14 protein-coding genes and 1 pseudogene are annotated in these 20889 nt (G+C 72.7%); 10 read left to right on the top strand and 5 right to left on the bottom strand.

The genetic code is table 11. The features are described 5' to 3' along the window. Positions 1-19: 19 nt before the first annotated feature. A complete protein-coding gene (locus G9272_RS18770) occupies positions 20-1816 on the top strand; it encodes a peptidoglycan recognition protein family protein (protein WP_253267853.1) in 1797 nt (598 codons plus the stop codon). A gap of 232 nt (positions 1817-2048) precedes the next feature. Further along, complete coding sequence (locus tag G9272_RS18765; protein WP_171397651.1) at positions 2049-3131, top strand: sugar phosphate nucleotidyltransferase; 1083 nt, start codon at positions 2049-2051, stop codon at positions 3129-3131. A 173-nt stretch (positions 3132-3304) separates the two neighbouring features. Here the strand turns inward: G9272_RS18765 and G9272_RS18760 are convergent, their stop codons facing one another. The 4 genes from G9272_RS18760 to G9272_RS18745 all read right to left on the bottom strand — a co-directional run bounded on the left by G9272_RS18760 (position 3305) and on the right by G9272_RS18745 (position 7899). Next, positions 3305-4309: a DNA-3-methyladenine glycosylase family protein gene (locus G9272_RS18760; RefSeq protein ID WP_171397650.1), complete on the bottom strand. Its 1005-nt coding sequence runs from the start codon at positions 4307-4309 to the stop codon at positions 3305-3307. A 621-nt stretch (positions 4310-4930) separates the two neighbouring features. Then, entirely contained in the window at positions 4931-6277 is a 1347-nt protein-coding gene (locus tag G9272_RS18755; protein WP_171397649.1) for a coenzyme F420-0:L-glutamate ligase, read from the bottom strand. Beyond that, entirely contained in the window at positions 6274-7233 is a 960-nt protein-coding gene (gene cofD, locus G9272_RS18750; protein WP_171397648.1) for a 2-phospho-L-lactate transferase, read from the bottom strand. The genes G9272_RS18755 and cofD overlap by 4 nt, the downstream gene beginning before the upstream one ends. 120 nt (positions 7234-7353) lie before the next feature. Further along, positions 7354-7899 (bottom strand): cysteine dioxygenase, encoded by a 546-nt coding sequence (locus G9272_RS18745; protein WP_020128550.1) that lies wholly within the window; start codon positions 7897-7899, stop codon positions 7354-7356. A 734-nt stretch (positions 7900-8633) separates the two neighbouring features. Here G9272_RS18745 and G9272_RS18740 point away from each other — a divergent pair. The 3 genes from G9272_RS18740 (at position 8634) to G9272_RS18730 (ending at position 14359) form a co-directional block, all read left to right on the top strand. Further along, the gene (locus G9272_RS18740) at positions 8634-8903 is read left to right on the top strand and encodes a WhiB family transcriptional regulator (protein ID WP_020128551.1); all 270 of its coding nucleotides are present in this window, start codon (positions 8634-8636) and stop codon (positions 8901-8903) included. 207 nt (positions 8904-9110) lie between these two features. After that, positions 9111-12815, top strand: coding sequence for a glycosyltransferase family 2 protein (locus tag G9272_RS18735; protein ID WP_171397647.1), 3705 nt, complete (start codon positions 9111-9113; stop codon positions 12813-12815). Beyond that, positions 12812-14359: a DUF5719 family protein gene (locus tag G9272_RS18730; RefSeq protein WP_171397646.1), complete on the top strand. Its 1548-nt coding sequence runs from the start codon at positions 12812-12814 to the stop codon at positions 14357-14359. The genes G9272_RS18735 and G9272_RS18730 overlap by 4 nt, the downstream gene beginning before the upstream one ends. Before the next feature lie 89 nt (positions 14360-14448). Here the strand turns inward: G9272_RS18730 and G9272_RS18725 are convergent, their stop codons facing one another. Beyond that, on the bottom strand, positions 14449-14829 hold the full coding sequence (locus G9272_RS18725) for a metallopeptidase family protein (RefSeq protein ID WP_171397645.1): 381 nt from the start codon (positions 14827-14829) through the stop codon (positions 14449-14451). Between the two features lie 364 nt (positions 14830-15193). On the opposite strand from G9272_RS18725, the gene G9272_RS18720 reads away from it, so the two are divergent. The 5 genes and pseudogenes from G9272_RS18720 (at position 15194) to G9272_RS18700 (ending at position 20817) form a co-directional block, all read left to right on the top strand. Continuing rightward, positions 15194-15613, top strand: a complete 420-nt coding sequence (locus G9272_RS18720; protein ID WP_020128555.1) for a DUF3499 domain-containing protein — start codon at positions 15194-15196, stop codon at positions 15611-15613. Positions 15614-15896: 283 nt separating this feature from the next. Beyond that, positions 15897-17556, top strand: a pseudogene (locus G9272_RS18715) (L-lactate permease). Between the two features lie 131 nt (positions 17557-17687). Further along, a complete protein-coding gene (locus G9272_RS18710) occupies positions 17688-19052 on the top strand; it encodes a phosphomannomutase/phosphoglucomutase (RefSeq protein ID WP_171397644.1) in 1365 nt (454 codons plus the stop codon). Between the two features lie 292 nt (positions 19053-19344). Beyond that, entirely contained in the window at positions 19345-19515 is a 171-nt protein-coding gene (locus G9272_RS18705; RefSeq protein WP_079073636.1) for a Trm112 family protein, read from the top strand. A 168-nt stretch (positions 19516-19683) separates the two neighbouring features. Further along, positions 19684-20817, top strand: coding sequence for an SIS domain-containing protein (locus tag G9272_RS18700; protein ID WP_171397643.1), 1134 nt, complete (start codon positions 19684-19686; stop codon positions 20815-20817). Positions 20818-20889 lie beyond the last annotated feature (72 nt).

Below are 20889 nucleotides of genomic sequence, written 5' to 3'. Positions count from 1 at the left end.
TATGTCCAGGATCGTTGGCATGCGCGGATTGCTTGCTACCTCGATCGGTGTCACCTGTGCGGCGGCACTCGCCCTCCCGCTGACGCCGCCCGCCAACGCGGCGACGGCGCGACCGGCGTCGGCCACGGAGGCGGCGCCCACCGGGACGGAAAGGGCCACGAGCCCCGACACCCCCGTCACCTCGTCCCTCCCCGACCACCCAGCCCACCCACCAGCTCACCCAGCTCTTCCCGACCTGCCGGACCTACCCGATGTTCCCGATCTTCCCGACCTCCCGGGCAGTACCCAGTCACTGCCCCTCACCGCTCTCGCCCGCGACCGGGCCCTCGGCGGCGCCGGCACCGACCAGGGCCTGCCCCGCCGGGACGTACGCCAGTTCTCCCTCCTGGGTGTCGTCTGGGACGACCCGGCCGCCGAACTCCACGGCCGCGTCCAGGTCCGTACCCGTACGTCCGGCACCGGCACCTGGTCCGGCTGGCAGGACGTCGAGACCCACAACGCCGACCATGGCGCCGACCCCGGCACCCCCGAGAGCGCCTCGGGCCGGGTCCGCGGCGCCACGGCCCCGCTGTGGGTCGGTGACTCCGACGGCGTCGAGATCCGAGTCCATCCGGACACCGAACGCCGTACGGAGGAGACGGCCCGGGACACCGGCACCCTCTCGACCGCCACCCTGCTCCCCTCCGGCCTGCGCCTGGAACTGGTCGACCCGGGCTCGGCACCCCCCGAGCACGTCCCCGCGGGCCCCCCGCGCAGCCGGACACTGACCACAGGGTCCGGCCCGGCGGCCGCCCCGGAAGCAGTGGACCCGCCCGACGCGGCAACCGAGAAGACGGCCGAGACCGCAACGACAGCCGAGGAGGCCGGTGCCGCCGAGGAGGCCGAGGCGGGCGAGAGGGCAGAGACGAGCGAGGAGGCCCAGGGCGTAGAGACGAGCGAGGAGGCCCAGGGGGTAGAGACAAGCGAGGAGGCCAAGGGGGTAGAGACAAGCGAGGAGGCCAAGGGCGTAGAGACAAGCGATGAGGCCGATGGGGCCGAGCCCGCGGCCATGACCGCCATGACCGCCGAGGCGACCGCGGCCTCCGCCGCCAACGTCCCCCTCGCCCCGCTCGGCGCCACGGAGATCCCCGCCCTGGACCGCCTGGGCACCGAACGCGAACTCCTCGCCCTGCGCGGGGACGAGTTGACGTCGGCCCAGCAGGCGAAGCCGTACATCGGCCCGCGTCCGAGCATCGTCACGCGTCGCGGCTGGGGCGCCGACGAGAAGCTGCGCGAGAAGAGGTTCGTCTACACGACGAAGGTCAAGGCCGCGTTCGTGCACCACACGGCTTCGGGCAACAGCTACAAGTGCTCACAGGCCCCGTCCGTCATCCGCGGTATCTACCGCTACCACGTGAAGAGCATGGGCTGGCGCGACATCGGCTACAACTTCCTCGTCGACAAGTGCGGGAAGATCTACGAGGGCCGCGCCGGGGGAGTGGCGAAGCCCGTCCTCGGCGCCCACACCCTCGGTTTCAACACCAACAGCATGGGGATCGCCGTCCTCGGCACGTTCACCTCCGCCAAGCCGACCACCGCCACGGTCAACGCCGTCGCGCGTCTGACGGCCTGGAAACTCGGCCTCTACGGGGCGAATCCGAAAGGAAAGACATATTTGAAGTCCGGAGGTGGCAATCTCTACGGAAAGGGAAAGAACGTACGACTGAATGTGATCTCGGGTCACCGGGACGGGTTCGCCACGGAATGCCCAGGCAGGCAGCTCTACGGCAAGCTCGGCTCGGCCCGCTCCACCTCGGCGCGCTACCAGGGGCGCTGAGACGGGCGATTCGGTTCGGGAGCCCCGGGGCCTGGGGAGGCCCCGGAGGCCGCACGCCCCCGGACGGCCGGAGCGCACATCCAGATGGGGGCACATTCAGCAGCCGTCGGGGGGACAGTCTCCAGGGACTGGGACGGAACACCAACGGCCTGGAAGTCGCCACACAACGGTCTGCATACACTGGCCGGTCGAATGACGGTTCGACCGGTCCCGGCAGGAAGCAGAGACGACGGTGACAGAAGCGATCCTCCTGGTCGGCGGCAAGGGCACCCGGCTGCGCCCACTCACGGTGCACACGCCCAAACCCATGGTCAGGGCGGCGGGGGTGCCGTTCCTCACGCATCAACTGGCGCGGGCGAGAGCGGCGGGCGTCGACCACATCGTCCTGGCGACGAGCTATCTGGCGGAGGTCTTCGAACCGTACTTCGGCGACGGCTCGGCACTGGGCCTGCACATCGAGTACGTGACGGAGGACGAACCCCTGGGCACGGGCGGCGCGATCCGCAACGTCGCGTCCCGACTGCACTCGGGTCCCGACGACCCGGTCCTGATCTTCAACGGCGACATCCTCACCGGCCTGGACATCAGAAGGCTGGTGGCCACCCACGAGGCGACGGCGGCGGACGTCTCCCTGCATCTGACGAAGGTGACGGACCCGAGGGCCTACGGCCTGGTCCCCACCGACGAGACGGGCAAGGTCCTGGCGTTCCTGGAGAAGCCGCAGACCCCCGAGGAGATCGTCACCGACCAGATCAACGCGGGGGCGTACGTCTTCCGCCGCTCGGTCATCGACACGATCCCGCAGGGCCGCCCGGTGTCGGTGGAGCGCGAGACGTTCCCCGACCTCCTCTCGGCCGGAGCCCATCTCCAGGGCATGGTCGACTCGACGTACTGGCTGGACCTGGGCACCCCGGCGGCCTTCGTCCGGGGCTCGGCGGACCTGGTCCTCGGCCGGGCCCCGTCCCCCGCGGTCCCCGGCCGCTGCGGCGACCGCCTGGTCCTCCCGACGGCCAGGGTCGCCCCCGACGCGAAGCTGACGGGCGGCACGGTGGTGGGCGAGGGCGCGTTCGTGGCGGAGGGCGCGAGGGTCTTCGGCTCGACGATCCTCCCCGGCGCCGTCATCGAACCGGGCGCCGTCATCACCGACTCCCTCATCGGCACCCGGGCCCGCGTGGGCGAACGCTCCGTGCTCACGGGCACGGTCATCGGCGACGGCGCGATCGTCGGCCCCGACAACGAACTCCGCGACGGCGCGCGGGTGTGGTGCGACGCGAGAATCCCGGCGGGAGCGGTCCGCTTCTCGTCGGATCAGTAGGGCCCCTGCGACCGACGGGATCGGAGTCTTTCAGCCCGTCCGGCGTTTGAGGACGAGGCCGTCCGGGCCGATCCGGGGGCCAGGGGGCAGAGCCACCTGGCGAGGATGGGAACGGGTAGGGGCGGCGGGGGCGAAACCCCCTCGCCCCGGCCCTCGCGGAGAGCGGTGACCCCTCACAACTTCCCGATGTCCCCCCGGGGCATCTTCGGCGCCCGCCGAGGCGGCACCCGCCCACTCAACAAGATCAACCGAGCCGCCCGATGCCGCTGCCCCGCATACGGCTCCAACAACTCGAGCATCACGGAATCATCGGCTTCCCGGTCCCCCGCCAACGCCCACCCCACGATCCCCGGCAGATGCAGATCCCCCACGGTCACCGCATCCGCCGCCCCATGACTGCGCTGCACGGTCTCCGCGGACGTCCACGGCCCGATCCCGGGGACGACCTCCAGCCGAGCCTGAGCCTCGGCCGGAGTCATCCGCACCGCCTCCTCCATCCGCCCGGCGACCCGAACGGCCCGCAGAATCGTCGACGCCCGCTTGTTGTCGACGCCCGCCCGATGCCACTCCCAGGACGGGATCAACGCCCACGTCCGGGGCGCCGGCATCACCCAGAGCCGTCCGCCCGCCGCGGGCCCCGGCGCCGGCTCCCCGAACTTGCGCACCAGCAGGCGCCACGCCCGATACGCCTCGTCGGTGGTGACCTTCTGCTCCAGCACGGAGGGGATCAACGACTCCAGCACCAGCCCGGTCCGCGTCAGCCTGAGCCCCGGCCGCCGATGCCGGGCCGTCGCCACCACGCGATGCCGGGGCACGAACGCCTCCGGCGCGTCCGAGGCCCCGAGCAGCTCCGGCAACCGGTCCAACAGCCACTCCGCGCCCGGCCCCCACGCCTCCCCGCGCACCGCACCGTCGGCCGGGGCGACGCGCAGCGTGCCCGGCCCGGCGGGGGTGAGACTGGCCCGCCACACCGACCCGTCCGGCAGCGCGCGGAACGTCGGATCGCCCGGGCCACGCCGTAGGGGCCCGAGGACCAGCCCGAGATCGAGCGGCCCCTCCGGCACCCAGTTCCGCACCCGCCCGGCCGCCGAGGCCTGCCGCGGCACCCCGACGGGCACGCCGACATGGCCGCCGCGCACGGTCGTACGCGTGGGCCGGGGAGAGAACCGTCCTGACACGAAGAGTCCCGGGTAGAGGAAGAGAGGTGCTACGAGAGTAGGCGCACACACCCACAGGCCACCGCACGACGCCCAAACGGCACCACGAGGGCCCCCGCACGACGCGCATATCGACGCCACGCAGGTCACTGCCCGGCGCAGATCACCGCCCGGCGCACATCACCGCCCGGCGCACATCACCGCCTGGCGGAGGCCACGTTCCGGCGCAGTCACCGCCCGGAGTACTTCACCGCCGGGCGGATGTCACCGCCCGGAGTACTTCACCGCCCGGCGGAGGTCCTGCCGGCGTAGTTCACCGTCAGCCGGCCGTCACCGTCTGGCGGACGTCACCGTCTGGCGTCAGGCGGACGTCACCGTCAGGCGCACTACACCGCCGGGGCACATCACCTGCCCTGCGCAGATCACCGCACCACGCAGATCACCGCACCGCGCAGATCACCGCACCGCGCAGATCACCGCACCGCGCAGATCACCGCGCGGCGCGGATCATCGCGCGTCGCGGATCATCGCGCGTCGCCGGTCACCGCGCGGCGCCGGTCACCGCGCGGCGCCGGTCACCGCGCGGCGCACACCATGCGCAGCGCACATCACCGCCCGCCCCACCCCACCGAGCCGCGCACCTCACCGCACCTCGACAAAGTCGCCCACCTCGCGCTCACCGCGGGCCCGGGGCTCCTCCGCCGCGTGTCCGACCGCCACCGCCCCCATCGGGTCCCAGCTCTCCGGCAGCTCCAGCACCTCCCGCACCACGTCCCGGCAGAACATCGTCGACGACACCCACGCGGACCCCAGCCGCTCCCCGGCCAGCGCGACCAGGAAATTCTGTACGCCGGCCCCGGTCGCGACCACGAACATCTCCCGCTCGGCCGCGTCCCGCCGCGCGTCGCCGTAGGTGTGCGACCCGTCCATCACCAGACACGGCACCACCAGATAGGGCGCGTTGCGCAGGACGTCACCCCGCCGCACCCGCTTGGCGATGGACTCCTCGGACTTCCCGTCCCGCCGCAGATCCGCGACCCACGCGTCCCGCATGGCGTCCAGCAGCCGAACCCTCGACTCCGCCGACTCCAGCAGCACGAACCGCCACGGCGTCGTGTGATGCGGTGCCGGCGCCGTGACGGCCGCCGCCACCGCCCGCCGCACCGCGCCGGGATCGACCGGCTCGTCGGTGAAGGCCCGCACCGTCCGCCGCTGGGTGACCGCCAGCCGCACCGCCTCGGACGTCCCGAGCCGGAACATGTCGTCGCGCGCACCGCGCACCATGACCCGCGCCCCGGCGAGCCCGCCCCCGTCGGCCCCGGCGTCGGCGAGCTCGGCGTTCTCGGCCACGACGACGTGCCCCAGCCCCCGCACCACGGCCACGGGCAGCCCGGCGGCCTTCCCCTTCACGAGGTCCCCGGCGCCGGCCAGTTCGTCCGCCGTGGCGACGACCGTCGCGCTCAGCGGATTGCCGTACGCGTCCGTGCCCCCGCGCAGGTCGTCCAGCACCCGCACCCCGGCGGCGCCGATCGCCACATCGGTGAGCCCGGCGCGCCAGGGCCGTCCGAAGGTGTCGGTGACGACGACCCCGACGTCCACTCCGAGCGCGTCCCGCAGCCCCGCCCGGATCGCCCGCGCCGACGCGTCCGGGTCCTCGGGCAGCAACAGCACGGTCCCCGCAGGGGTGTTGGAGGCATCGACACCGGCGGCGGCCATGATCAGCCCCTGCCGGTTCTCCACGATCCGCAGCGCCCCGCGCCGGGCCACGACCCGTACGGTCTCGGCGTCGATCGCGGCCTCCCGGTCGTCCGCCCGGACGATCCGCCCCTCCGCCTTGGACACGATCTTCGAGGTGACCAGCAGGACGTCACCGTCGGCCAGGCCGGGCTCGGCGGCCGCGATCAGCTTCGCGAGGTCGTCCCCGGGCCGCACCTCGGGCAGCCCGTTCACGGCCCAGACCCGGTAACCGGTTTCGAAGGACCCGCTCATGCCCCGCGCACCTCCTCGGCCAGTGCCAGCGCCTCCTGGGCCATCCGCGCGGTCGCGTCGAGGTCGCTCATCATCAGCGGGACGGCCCGGCAGCGGATGCCGGCCGCCTCGACCCGCTCCACGGTGCCCGCGTCCACGGTGTCGACGAGCCAGCCGTCGAGGAGACCCGAGCCGTAGTGCTCGGCCACCGCCGCGGCCGTCGACTCCACGCCGACCGCCGCGAGCACCTTGTCGGCCATGCCGCGCACGGGCGCGTCCCCGACGATGGGGGACAGGCCCACCACCGGTACCCCGGCCTCGGCGATCGCCTCGCGGATGCCCGGCACGGCGAGGATCGTGCCGACCGAGACGATCGGGTTCGACGGCGGGAAGAGGATCACGTCCGCCGCCGCGATGGCCTCCAGCACCCCTGGCGCTGGCTTCGCCTGCTCGGCGCCGACCGGCACGACCGCCTCCGCCGGCACCGACGCCCGCAGCCGCACCCAGTACTCCTGGAAGTGCACGGCCTTGCGCTCGCCGTCCGCCACGACCGCGACATGGGTCTCCACCCGGTCGTCGGTCATCGGGATGAGCCGGACGCCCGGCTGCCACCGGTCGCACAGCGCCTCGGTCACCGCGCTGAGCGGGTACCCGGCGCCGATCATCTGCGTCCGCACGATGTGCGTGGCGAAGTCCCGGTCGCCCAGCCCGAACCACCCGGGCCCGGCGCCGTACGCCGCGAGCTCCTCCTTCAGATGGAAGGTCTCGTCGGCCCGCCCCCAGCCCTGCTCCTCGTTGATGCCGCCGCCGAGCGTGTACATCACCGTGTCGAGGTCGGGGCAGACCTTCAGCCCGAAGAGGTGGATGTCGTCGCCGGTGTTGCCGATGACCGTGATGTCCGCGTCCGGCACGGCCTGCTTCAGACCGCGCAGGAACCGGGCACCGCCGATGCCGCCTGCCAGAACCACAATGCGCATGAGGGCAATTCTCGCAGGCGGCCACGACAGCCCGTCGGCCGGTTGTGGACAACCACCCGCCTGTGGATATCCCGTCCACCCGCACGAGCCGACGGCGGACGGCGTCCGCTCACGAGCGGATCACGAGCTGACGGCGTCCACCTGTTCGTACGTGTCGAGCGCCGCGCAGGCGATGGGGGCCCTCCCGGCCGGGTGCAGCCGGGACCGGGGATGCATGGGCATGTCCGTCAGCCCCGGGAAGTACACGTGCAGGCTCACCGCGGGCTCCAGCGCGTCGTTGACGACCTCGTGCGCGTACCCCGGCGCGAACACCCTCTGCACACCCGCCCCGAGCACCCGCTTGCCGCGCTCCGTGCGCTCGGTCAGTTCGCCGTCCAGGACGGTGAGCACACCGGAGGAGCCGCCGTGGTCGTGCAGCCCGCTGCCCTGGCCGGGCACCCAGGACAGCAGCCACACCTCGTAGCCGGGACCGGTGCGCAGCCGGTGGTACCAGCGGGTCGTCGCGTCGTACCGGACCAGGTGTTCCCACTGGGCACGGTCCGCGGCGATCGAGCGGGCCAGGCCGACGAACTCGGCGACGGTGGCCGGGTGCTCGCGCGGTGCCTGGAGGAGGTGCGGGACTTCGAGGATGTCGCCCGCGATCTGGAGGTCGCTGTCGCTGTTCATGGGATGCGGTGGTTCCTCGGCGGAAGAGGCGGAAGAGTGGGGGGTCTGCTGGGTGTCACGTACCGTCCGCCCGGATCACGGGTGGAGCAGGAGCGCCCTGGTGTGGGCCGATGGGAAACAGCAGCCGAGTCACGGTGGACTCAGGAGGAGCAGCCGGAGCGCGTTGGGCTCAACAGCTGGAACGACGACAACAGCTACAGCGAGCGCGGGCAGCACCGTGGGACCCGGCGGAGCCGGTCGAGGTGAGTGCCAAGTTCGCGAGCATGCCCACAAGCACAGCGGTTCACACCTTCACTGTCAACTCGACGCCCGGTATGTGGGACAGGGTTCACCTCATCCGGTTCATCTCGGAGGTGAAAGGTTTGTGCAGGCGCCCTTCGGGACACATGGCGCACATGCCGGGCGCGCAAGCCTCGTGGCGATCCCGTGATCCGACTGTGATCAGGTTCGCTTCCGCGCGCGTGCCGCAACGGGATCACCCCTTTGGGCGTCCTTCCCCGTACAAGCGCTGTGCGGGGCCGGTGGCCCTCCGGGGCTTCATCTGCTTGTCAAGGTTTATGGCGATTTGAACACTTACCGCATGGCCTTGGTTCCGCAGAGTGAATAAGGGGCCCAATAGCAGATCTCGGCTTGACTCGCCCGGAGCAGCACACTTGTAATTTCACTCGTGTCGTTCAGCCGAAATCGGTAACGGCCAGGTCACGGGGACGCGAAAGACAGAGCGAGGGGCGCACATGACCGAGCTGGTGCAGCAACTGCTGGTCGACGTCGACGACGCGGACGAGGAACTCGGCTGGCAGGAGCGCGCGCTGTGCGCCCAGACCGATCCCGAGTCCTTCTTCCCCGAGAAGGGCGGCTCCACCCGCGAGGCGAAGAAGGTCTGCCTCGCCTGCGAGGTCCGCTCCGAATGCCTTGAGTACGCCCTCGCCAACGACGAGCGCTTCGGCATCTGGGGCGGCCTCTCCGAGCGGGAGCGCCGTCGGCTGAAGAAGGCGGCGGTCTGAGAACCGCCCGGTTCGACAGCACAAGGGCGTCGCGGCATCGCGGTACGCAGGGACAAGGGTCCGAACGGCCCGTCGCACGTGGGTTGTCCACAGGCGGCGGGCCGTCGTCCTGCCCAGCCGATAGTGTGGGCGCTCGTCCGAGACACCCAGCCGCACCACACGGCGCAGGCGTCCACCGCAGTCCACCGAACCGGGGCCCGTACCTCGATGTCCGTGCACAGCCACACGGCAGCCCATCAAGACCGCGCTGCCACACCTGAGTTCCCGCGTCATGTAGTGACCGCGGTGATCGTCGCCCACGACGGCGCCCGCTGGCTGCCCGACGCGCTCGCCGGGTTGCTCGGCCAGGAGCGCCCCGTCCAGTCCGTCATGGCCGCCGACACCGGCAGCTCGGACGACTCCGCGCGCCTGGTCACCGAGGCCCTCGGCGACGACCGCGTCCTGCACCTCGCCCGGCGCACCGGGTTCGGCCAGGCCGTGGAGGAGGCCAACCGGACGGCCCCGGTCCTCACCCCCGAGGAACTGCCGTACCTGAAGCGCCCCAGCGGCTGGGACCCCGTCACGCGCACGTGGCGCGACGACACCTACGACCTGCCGGAGCTCCCGCACGGAGAGCCCGTCCAGTGGCTGTGGCTGCTGCACGACGACTGCGCCCCGGAACCGGACGCACTGGCCGAACTGCTGCGCGTGGTCGACAACGAACTCGAACTGGGCCGGGACGACGTGGCCGTCGTCGGCCCCAAGCTCCGCGGCTGGTACGACCGCCGCCAGCTCCTCGAGGTCGGCGTCACCATCGCCCACTCCGGCCGCCGCTGGACCGGCCTGGACCGCCGCGAACAGGACCAGGGCCAGCACGACCACGTCCGGTCCGTACTGTCCGTGTCCACCGCCGGCATGCTGATCCGCCGCGACGTCTTCGAACAGCTCGGCGGCTTCGACCGCCGTCTGCCCCTGATGCGCGACGACGTCGACCTGTGCTGGCGCGCGCAGGCCGCAGGCCACCGCGTCCTCATCGCCCCCGAGGCCGTCGTACGGCACGCCGAGGCCGCCTCCCGCGAGCGCCGCACCGTCGACTGCGCGGGCCGCACCAGCGCCTCCCCGCACAAGGTCGACAAGGCCGGCGCCGTCTACACCCTCCTCGTCAACAGCCGCACCGCCCTGCTGCCCTGGATCCTGGTGCGCCTGGTCCTCGGCACCCTGCTGCGGACCGTCGCCTACCTCGTCGGCAAGGTCCCCGGACAGGCCGTCGACGAGATCCGCGGTCTGCTGGGCACCCTGCTGCGGCCCGAGCGGATCATCGCCGGGCGGCGCAGGCGCGGGAAGCCGGCGGTCGACAAGGACGAACTGCGCCCCCTGTTCCCGCCACCCGGCGCGACCGTGCGGGCCACCGTCGAACAGGTCGCCGGCGACTTCTTCGGCTCCTCCGACCCCGAGGCCACCTCCGGCGCGGGCCGGCACGGCGGCGCCGTCGAGTCCGGACCCGGCGGCGACGACGCCGACTTCCTGGAGATCGAGCAGTTCGCCCGCCTCAAGCGCATCGCGCGCAAGCCCGGCCCGGTGCTCTTCCTGGTCCTGCTGCTCGTCTCGCTGGTCGCCTGCCGCAACCTCCTCGGCGGCGGCGCGCTCGCGGGCGGCGCCCTGCTGCCCGCCCCGGCCGACGCCTCCGAGCTGTGGTCGCGCTACCTTGACGCCTGGCACCCGATCGGCGCGGGCGGCACCCCGTCCGCCCCGCCCTATCTCGCGATCATCGCGACGCTGGCCACCCTGCTGTTCGGCTCGACCGGACTCGCCCTCACCGTGCTGCTCGTCTGCTCGGTGCCGCTGGCCGGCGTCACCGCCTACTTCGCCTCCCGCCCGCTCGTCGAGTCGCGCCTCCTGCGCGCCTGGGCGGCCGTCGTCTACGCCTTCCTGCCCGCCGCCACCGGTGCGCTCGCCGGCGGCCGGGTCGGCACGGCCGTCCTGGCCGTCCTGCTGCCGCTCATCGCCCGCGCGGGCGTCGCCGCGAGCGGCCTGACGCACGCGTCCGGCGCCCGCGGCAGCTGGCGCGCCACCTGGGCGTACGCGCTGCTGCTGACGATCGCCACCGCGTTCACGCCGATCGTCTGGCCCCTCGCGCTCGTCCTCGGCGTCGCGGTCCTGGCCGTGCGCCGCCGCGAGATCACCGCCTACGGCCTGCGCTTCCTGGCTCAGCTGGGCACGCCCCTGCTGATCCTCGCGCCCTGGTCGCTGTCCCTGCTGCCGTTCGGCTTCTTCACCCAGGCCGGCCTCGACTACGGTGCGTCGACCGCCACCGCGCTCGACCTGCTCGGCGCCAGCCCCGGCGGCCCCGGCACCGTCGACGGCCTGATGCTCATCGGCATCGTGCTGGCCGCGCTGGCCGCGCTGCTGCGCTCCGAGCGCCACTTCGGCGTCTGGGCGGCCTGGGCGGTCGCCCTCCTGGGCCTCGTCTTCGCGATCCTGTCCAACAGCTCCACCTGGGCCGGACCCGCCACCCTCGTCTACGGCATCGCCCTCCTCGCCGCCGCCGTCATCGGCGCCGACGGGGCACGCACGCGTGTCGCCGAGCAGAGCTTCGGCTGGCGCCAGCCGGTGGCGGCCCTCATCGCCTTCGCCTCGGCCGCCGGCCCGCTGCTCGTCGCCGCCGGCTGGATGATCGGCGGCGCCGACGGCCCCCTGGAGCGCCGCGACCCCGTACAGGTGCCCGCGTTCGTCGCCGAGGAGGCCGGCAACCGCGACCAGGCCCGCACCCTCGTCCTCGACAGCGACTCCGCCGCCCACGTCGCCTACATGCTGGTCCGCGGCTCCGGCGCCCGCCTCGGCGACGCCGAACTCGCCGCGGCCGACGGTGAGAACAAGCAGCTCGACAAGGTCGTCGCCAATCTCGTCGCCGGCTCCGGCGCCGACCAGGCCGACCAGCTCGGCAAGTTCGCCGTGGGCTACGTCCTCGTCCACAAGGGCGCGCCCCGCGAGGTCACCCGCGTCCTGGACGCCACACCCGGCCTGAAGCGGCTCAGCCAGCAGGACGGCAGCGCTCTGTGGCGGGTCGACCAGGAGGTCTCCCGCGCGGCCGTCGTCGCCGACTCCGGCAAGGGCACGGCGACTCCGGTCGCCGCGGGCCCCGTCGACATCCACACCACCGTCCCCGACGGCTCCGGCAGCCGCGTCCTGCGCCTGGCCGACACCGCCGCCGAAGGCTGGACGGCCACCCTCGACGGCAAGCCCCTCACCCCCACCACCGTCGACGGCTGGGCCCAGGGCTTCGAACTCCCCGCCTCCGGCGGGAAGCTGGACGTCACCTACGACGATCCCTTCACCCACACCGCCTGGCTGTGGGCGCAGGGCTTCCTCGCTCTCGTCCTCGTCGTCCTCGCCCTTCCCGGCCGCCGCCGCGACGTCGACGACGACCTTCCCGAGGAGGAGCCGATCCCGGCCCAGGCGGCCGACGGCGAGGGCCGCCGCGCCCGCCGCCTGCGCGCCCAGGCCGAGGCCGAAGAGCCCGGCCAGCACGAGGAGTTCCCGTCTCCTCCGCAGGAGGGGACCCCGGTCGCGGTTCCCCAGCAGCAGTCGTACGACATGGGAGTCCCCCCGGACGGTCAGGGCGGGGACTGGGGCAGGGACCAGAGCTACGCGGGCGCCGAGTACGGCGGTTACACGGGCGAGCAGTACCAGGGCGCCCAGCAGTACCCGTCGGGCGGCTACGACCAGCAGGCCTACGACCCCTACCAGACCGGCCAGTACGACCCGTACGCCTACGACGGCCAGGCCCAGCAGGCGCCGTACGACCAGACCTACCAGCAACAGCAGGGCTACGACCCGTCGGCCTACGACCAGGGCGGCCACGACCCCGCCTACGACCCGGACCGGCACCCCCACGGCACCGGCAGCGAGCGCCCCGACGGGAGCCAGCAGTGAACCGCACCACCCTGTCCCTGATCGCCGGCACGGCCGCGCTCGCCGCGGTCACCGGGTTCGCCACGCTCAACCAGCCCGACGCGGCCACCGCCGACACCGCACAGGCGGCCGCCGAACTGCCCGTGGAGCGCACGAGCCTGCTCTGCCCCTCACCCAGTACCTCCGACCTCGCCGACACGTCGTACACGTCCTTCACGCCCGTCACCAAGGGCACGGACGGCGACGGCACGGCCGAACTCGCGGCAGCCACCGCGGAGTCGGCGGCCGCGACGACCGACAAGACGACCGACAAGACGACCGACAAGACGACCGACAAGACGACCGACAAGACGAGCAGCAAGAAGAAGGCGACGAAGCCCGTCGTCACGCCCAAGGCGCCCGGCACCCCGGCCGTCGGCGACACCTCCGGCGGCGAGACACCGGCGCTGCTGGGCACCGCCGAGGGGAAGTTCGCGCCCGGCTGGACCGTCCAGGAGACCACCGAGGTCACCGCCGGCAGCGGCCGCGGCCTCCAGGGTGTCACCTGCACCGCACCGGACACGGAGTTCTGGTTCCCGGGCGTCAGTACGGCCGCCGACCGCACGGACTACGTCCACCTCACCAACCCGGACGACTCCGCCGCCGTCGCCGACATCGAGCTCTACGGCAAGGACGGCGCCCTCTCGACCACGGTGGGGGAGGGCATCACGATCCCGGCGCACTCCAGCGAGCCGATCCTGCTGTCCACGCTCACCGGCGAGAAGCAGGAGGACCTCACCGTCCACGTCAACGTCCGCAGCGGCCGCGTGGGGGCCGCCGTACAGGCACTGGACGAGAAGCTCGGCGGGGACTGGCTCGCCGCCTCCACCGACCCGGCGGGCACCCAGGTCATCCCGGGCATCCCCAAGGACGCCACGGCCGTTCGCCTCATCGCCTACGCGCCGGGTGACGCCGACGCCGACCTGAAAGTCCAACTCGCCTCCCCCTCGGGCCTGATCACCCCCGCCGGACACGAGACGCTGCACGTCAAGGCGGGCATGACGACCTCGGTCGACCTGGGTGACGTCACGCGCGGGGAGGCGGGCTCGCTGGTCCTGACCCCGACGGGCCAGTCGGTGCCCGTCGTCGCGGCCGTACGGGTTCTGCGCGGCAAGGGCGCCCAGCAGGAGTCGGCGTTCATCACCGCCACCGCCCCGGTCGGCACGCGCGCGTCCGCCGCCGACAACAGCGCCAAGGGCTCCACCCTCTCCCTGACCGCTCCCAAGGGCACCGCCAAGGTCAAGGTCACCGCGTCCGCCGGCAGCGGCGGCGGTACCGCCGTGTCCAAGACGTACACGGTCAAGGCCGGCACCACCCAGGACGTCGAACTCCCCGTCCCCACCGGCCTGAAGGGCACCTACGCGCTGACCGTGGAACCCCTCACGGACACCCCGGTCTACGCCTCCCGCACCCTGACGGCCACGCAGGAGGGCGTCCCGGGCTTCACGATCCAGACCCTGCCGGACGACAGGGGCACGGTGGCCGTCCCGGAGGCCGACGAGGACGTCGCGGTGTTGCAGAAGTAACCCGAAAGGGCTGCCGAGGTACCTCGGAAGAGGGGCACGGAGGAGACGGGCGACGGGCGCGGGGGAGAGGGGCGCGGCGGAGACGGGGCTCAGTCCTCGCCGTAGCGCGGATCCACCGTCTCCGGAGTCAGCCCCAGCAGCTCCGCGACCTGCTCGACGACCACCTCGTGCACCAACGCGGCCCGCTCGTCTCGTCCCTTGGTGCGGATCTCGACCGGCCGCCGGTAGACGACGACCCGCGCCCGCCCTCCCTCACGCGCGGGAATCGTCCCGCCCAGCGGTACCGCCTCGTCGTTCCACGGCTCCGGGGCCGCGTCCAGACGCGGCACCTCCAGCACCATGAAGTCGATGTCGGCGAGCTGCGGCCACCGCCGCTCCAGCCGTTCCACGGAGTCCTGCACAAGATCCGCGAACACATCGGCACGGCTGGCGGCCAACGGAACCTGGGGCGGCGCGATCGGCCCCCGCATGCCCCGGCCGTGGCGGTCGCGACGACGGGGTCCGGGGCCTGCGGCGGGGGGCGGTACGGGGCTGTCCATCACTACTGAAGCGTAGTCCCCGCCGTGACCAGGTGCCCGGCCCCACACGGCAAACCGACCGCCACCGGCCGCCGTGGCCCCGCATGTCGCGGGATGACCATTTCAGCCAAGGTTGGGCTCGAATCCGTATCTCTCCGAGACCGGCGAACTCATCGCAATTGATGCCGTTTGTGTCGAGTGGTGACCACGAGCCGATGTCTTCCTGTGTTCAGGGACTGGTGTTCGCGCAGGTCAGCGGGGTATGACTGGAGAGGCGCGTGGGGCGTTTCACAACACGACACGGTGGAGTGACCTGGTGGAGAGTCGTCGCGGCCCGCTCAAGAGTGCGGTACCGTCCAACGTCGTGAGCCCTGTACGTCGCTGTTCGCGAACTGCCTGCGGCCGACCCGCCGTCGCGACGCTGACGTACGTCTACGCCGACTCGACCGCGGTCCTCGGCCCGCTCGCGACCTACGCCGAACCCCACTGCTACGACCTGTGCGCCGAGCATTCCGAGCGCCTCACCGCCCCGCGCGGCTGGGAGGTCGTCCGGCTCCTCGACGGTTCGGCTCCCGCGCGCCCCAGTGGTGACGACCTGGAAGCGCTTGCCAACGCCGTCCGTGAAGCGGCCCGCCCGCAGGGACGCGCGGCCGGGGCCGGCGGCGGACGGGCGATCGACCCGATGGAGGTCGCGCGCCGCGGCCACCTGCGGGTGCTTCGCTCACCGGACAACTGAGCCGGTTCTCCCCTCCCGTCCGCCCGGACCGACGCACACCCATTGACGCGCCGTTGTCGCGGACACGACCATTCCGTTCAGCCGAAGAACGGGAAATCGAGAAATCGCTTTCCGCACAGCGGAAGCACGCCCGAAGGCGTGACCGGCAGGACGGCCGGAAGTGCGACTGCCCACGCGACCGCCCACGCGACCGCCCACGCGACCGCCGACGTGATCGGAAGCGCGGGACCGGAAACGTGATCGGAAACGCGACCGAAAACGTGATCGGGATCGGGGGACGCCCGTGTACGTCCAGGAACTGCAACCCGTCGCCGACTCGCTCGGCCTGTCCGCCCTCGTCGCGGCCCTGCCCCTGGTGATCGTGCTCATCCTGCTCGGCGGCGTCCGCCTCAAGGCCCATCTGGCGGGCCTGACGGGCCTGCCGTCCGCCTCAAGGCCCATCTGGCGGGCCTGACGGGCCTGCCGGCCGCCACCCTCGTCGCCTGCCTCGCGTACGGCATGCCCGTGGGGCAGACGCTCTCCAGCGCCGGCCAGGGAGCCGCCTTCGGCCTCTTCCCCATCCTGTGGATCGTCGTCAACGCCCTGTGGGTGTACCGGATGACCGTACGCACCCGGCACTTCGACGTGCTGCGCCGCTCCTTCGGGCGCCTCTCCGACGACCCGCGCATCCAGGCCCTCGTCGTCGCCTTCTGCTTCGGCGCCCTCCTGGAGGCGCTCGCCGGCTTCGGCGCCCCGGTGGCGATCTGCTCGGTCATGCTCGTCGCCCTGGGCTTCGACCCCGTCCGCGCGGCGGTGGTCTCTCTCGTCGCCAACACACCGCACCCGTCGCCTTCGGCGCCATGGGCACCCCCGTGGTGACCCTGGCCCTGGTCACCGGCCTGCCGTTGGACACCGTGGCCTCGGTGGTGGGCCGTCAGACGCCGCTGCTCGCCCTCGTCGTACCGCTCGTCCTGGTCGGCCTGGTGGACGGCCGGCGAGGCCTGCGCGATACCTGGGTTCCCGCCCTGGCCTGCGGAACCGCCTTCGCCGTCGCCCAGTTCGCCGCCGCCAACTACGCCTCCGCGCAACTCGCCGACATCGGCGCCGCCTTGGCGGGCGCCGCGGCCCTGGCCGCCGTACCGCACACGCGCGTGCCCGCCCCCGAAGCGGTACGCGCGTCCGTGCTGACGGGCACCCGCAGTGAGGAGTTGGACGAACGGGACCCGCGCGCCGAGGTCGTGCGCGCCTACACCCCCTACGCGCTGATCGTCGTGATCTTCTCCGTGGCCCAGATCCCGGCGGTCAAGGACCGGCTCGCGCAGACCACACGGACCTACGACTGGCCCTTCCTGAACGTCGTGAACCCGGACGGCGATCCGGTCGGCGGCAACATCTTCACCTGGCCGGTCGTCTCGACGGGCGGCACCCTCGTCCTGCTGGCCGGGATCGGCACCGCGGCCGTACTCGGCGTCCACGCGCGCGTGGCGCTCAGGGAATGGGCCGCGACGGTGCACGAGTTGAGGTACGCGATCCTCACCGTGACCTCCGTCCTGGCCCTCGCCTACGTCATGAACCTCTCCGGACAGGCCGCCACGATCGGCCACTTCGTGGCGGCGGCCGGCGTGGGCCTCGCCTTCCTCTCTCCGGTGCTGGGCTGGTTCGGCGTCGCCGTCTCCGGCTCGGACACCTCCGCCAACGCGCTCTTCGGCGCCCTCCAGGTCACCGCGGCCCGCGAGTCGGGTCTGTCCCCGGAGCTGCTGGCCGCCGCCAACAGCTCCGGCGGCGTCCTCGGCAAGATGATCTCGCCGCAGAACCTCACCATCGCCTGCGCCGCCGTCGGTCTCGCGGGCCGGGAGGGCGACCTGCTGCGCAAGGCGCTCCCGTGGAGCCTCGGACTGCTCCTGGTGATGTGCCTGATCGTGGTCGGCCAGAGCTCACCCGTGCTGGACTGGATGCTGCCGTAGCGGCCCCACCTCGGACGACGGCGGAGAATGGCGGCACGGTTACGTCTGTGGGTCCACTCGGCGGCCCCACCACGGGCGGTGAACCGGCCCGGGTAGTTTGTGGTGACCCATAGACCTCAGGAAGGTTGCCCGTGGCTGCTGATCTGTCACAGATCGTGAAGGCGTACGACGTACGCGGACTGGTCCCGGACCAGTGGGACGAGTCGCTGGCCGAGCTGTTCGGCGCGGCCTTCGCCCGGGTGACCGGCGCCGAGGCGATCGTCGTCGGCCACGACATGCGCCCGTCCTCGCCCGCCCTCACCCGCGCCTTCGCGCGCGGGGCGGCGGCCCTCGGCGTACACGTCACCGAGATCGGCCTCTGCTCGACGGACCAGCTGTACTACGCCTCGGGCGCACTCGACCTGCCCGGCGCCATGTTCACGGCCTCGCACAATCCGGCCCAGTACAACGGCATCAAGCTGTGCCGCGCGGGCGCCGCCCCGGTCGGCCAGGACACGGGCCTGACCGAGATCCGCGAACTGGTGGCACGCTGGACGGACTCGGGCGCCCCCACCCCGGCCCCGACCCCGGGAACCATCACCACGGCCGACACGTTGAAGGACTACGCGGCGCACCTCCGCGCACTCGTCGACCTGACCTCCATCCGCCCCCTGAAGGTCGTGGTCGACGCGGGCAACGGCATGGGCGGCCACACCGTCCCCACGGTCTTCGACGACCTGCCCCTGACGCTCGTCCCCATGTACTTCGAACTGGACGGCACCTTCCCCAACCACGAGGCCAACCCCCTGGACCCGGCAAACCTCGTGGACCTCCAGAAGCGCGTCCGCGAGGAGTCAGCCGACCTGGGCCTCGCCTTCGACGGCGATGCCGACCGCTGCTTCGTCGTCGACGAGCGGGGCGAGCCGGTCCCCCCGTCCGCGATCACCGCCCTGGTGGCCGCCCGCGAACTCGTCCGCAACGGCGGCAAAGGCACGATCATTCACAACCTGATCACCTCCTGGTCCGTCCCGGAGGTCGTGAAGGAGAACGGCGGCACCACCGTCCGCACCCGCGTCGGCCACTCCTTCATCAAGGCGGAGATGGCCCGCTCCGGCGCGATCTTCGGCGGTGAGCACTCCGCGCACTACTACTTCAAGGACTTCTGGAACGCCGACACGGGCATGCTGGCTGCCCTCCACGTCCTCGCGGCCCTCGGCGGCCAGGACGGCCCGCTCTCCTCCCTGGTCGCTGAGTACGACCGCTACACCGGCTCCGGCGAGATCAACTCCACGGTCGCCGACCAGGCCGACCGCCTCGCCGCGATCAAGGCGGCCTACGGCGACCGCGAGGACGTCACCCTGGACGATCTCGACGGCCTGACCGTCACCTCCACCGACTGGTGGTTCAACGTCCGCCCCTCCAACACGGAGCCCCTCCTCCGCCTCAACGCGGAAGCCCGCGACGAACCGACGATGGCCAAGATCCGCGACGAGGCACTGGCCATCATCCGAGCCTGAAGGGCCCCGTACATCCGAGCCTGAAGGCCCCGTAGGGGTTCAAGGGGAGCAGCGCACGGCACGGGAAACAGAGGCGAAGCCTCCAGGGAGTCGAAGGGGCGAAGCCCCTGGGGGTGCGAACGGGCATGGGCGGCGGGGACGAACCCCTCAACGCCCACCCCGACGCGCCGACCACCAGCCCACCCCACGCGCGCCCCCTCCCATCCCCGCCCCGTACCGCCCAACCCCCACGCCCCAACCCCACCAGCGGTACCCTGACCAGGCACATCCGCACACCCCGAAGGGACACCCCATGCCGCTCGAAGCCGGCCTCCTGGAGATCCTCGCCTGCCCCGCCTGCCACTCCCCCCTCGAGGAGCAGGACACGGAGCTGATCTGCACGGGCCAGGACTGCGGCCTGGCATACCCCGTCCGCGACGGCATCCCCGTCCTCCTCGTCGACGAGGCCCGCCGCCCCGCGTAACCGCGCGACCGCACCCCGCGCCGCCCCCGGCCCGCTGCCGTTCCCGGCCCGAGCACTCCCGGCGCCCGGCTGCGCACTGCGCCGAGCACCACGCCTCCCGGGCGACGCCCCGCCACACCCCCCGGCCCCGCAAACCGACGACGCCCCAGGCGATCGGAGACTGCCGACATGCTCGACGACTCGCTGCTCGACACGCCGGAGGCCCTGGCCGCGGCCGATCACCGGGCCCTCCTGCGCGGCGCGGCCGAAGCCGGCGCCCGCGTCCGCACCGCCGCCCGGCACGCGGCCGAGGCCGGCGTCCACGACCTCCAGCCGGACGGCCGCCCCCGCGCGATCCTCATCGCGGGCCCCGGCGCCGCCGCCACCTGCGTCGCCGACCTCCTCGGCACGCTCGCCGGCGCCGCCTGCCCCGTCATCCGCCTGACACCCACCGGCGTCGCCCCCGCCGCAGGCGCCCTGCGCTGGGAACTCCCCGGCTGGGCGGGCTCCGTGGACCTCCTCCTCATCGCCACCCCCGACGGCAGCGAGCCCGGCCTCTCCGTCCTCGCCGAACAGGCCTACCGCCGCGGCTGCACGGTCGCCGCCGTGGCCCCCGCCGACTCCCCGCTCACCGAAGCGGCCGGCGCCGTCCACGGACTCTTCGTACCGCTCGCGACCGCACCGTACGAACAGGACGAGCCGCCCCAGGCCGCGGCCTCCGACCCCGGTGTCCTCTGGGCCCTCCTCACCCCGCTCCTCGCCCTCCTCGACCGCATCGCCCTGCTCTCCGCCCCGCCCGAGGAGCTCGAACGGGTCGCCGACCGGCTCGACCAGGTCGCCGAACGCTGCGGCCCCGCCGTCGCGACCTACAGCAACCCGGCGAAGACCCTGGCCGCCGAACTCGCCGACGCCCTCCCGGTGGTCTGGACCGAAGGCACCTCGGCCGGCCCGGCGGGCCGCCGCTTCGCCGCCGCCCTCGCCGAACTCGCGGGCCGTCCCGCACTGGTGGCCGAACTCCCCGAGGCCCTCGCCGAACACAACGCGCTCCTCGCCGGCCCCCTCGCCGCCAGCGCCGACCCGGAGGACTTCTTCCGCGACCGCGTCGAGGAAGCGCCCGCGCTGCACGCGCGCGTGGTGCTGCTGCGCGACCGTCCGATCGGCGGCCTCACCGCCGCCCCGACCGCCCGCGAACTGGTCCTCAGCCACGACACGCCGATCAGCGAACTCGAGCCCGAAGAAGGCGACGCACTCGTCACGCTCGCCGAACTGATCGCCACCACGGATTTCGCCGCCGTCTACCTGGCACTCGCCTCGGGAGCCTGACCCACCGCCCCCGACCATCACCCGAGAAACACCAGCCGGCCGACGACAGGCGACAGACGGCCGACGACGCGC

Origin of the sequence: Streptomyces asoensis (assembly GCF_013085465.1) — a bacterium.
In the GTDB taxonomy this organism is placed as follows: domain Bacteria; phylum Actinomycetota; class Actinomycetes; order Streptomycetales; family Streptomycetaceae; genus Streptomyces; species Streptomyces cacaoi_A.
The sequence above is the reverse complement of the archived record's forward strand: the minus strand, read 5'-3'. Positions and strand labels throughout refer to the sequence as shown.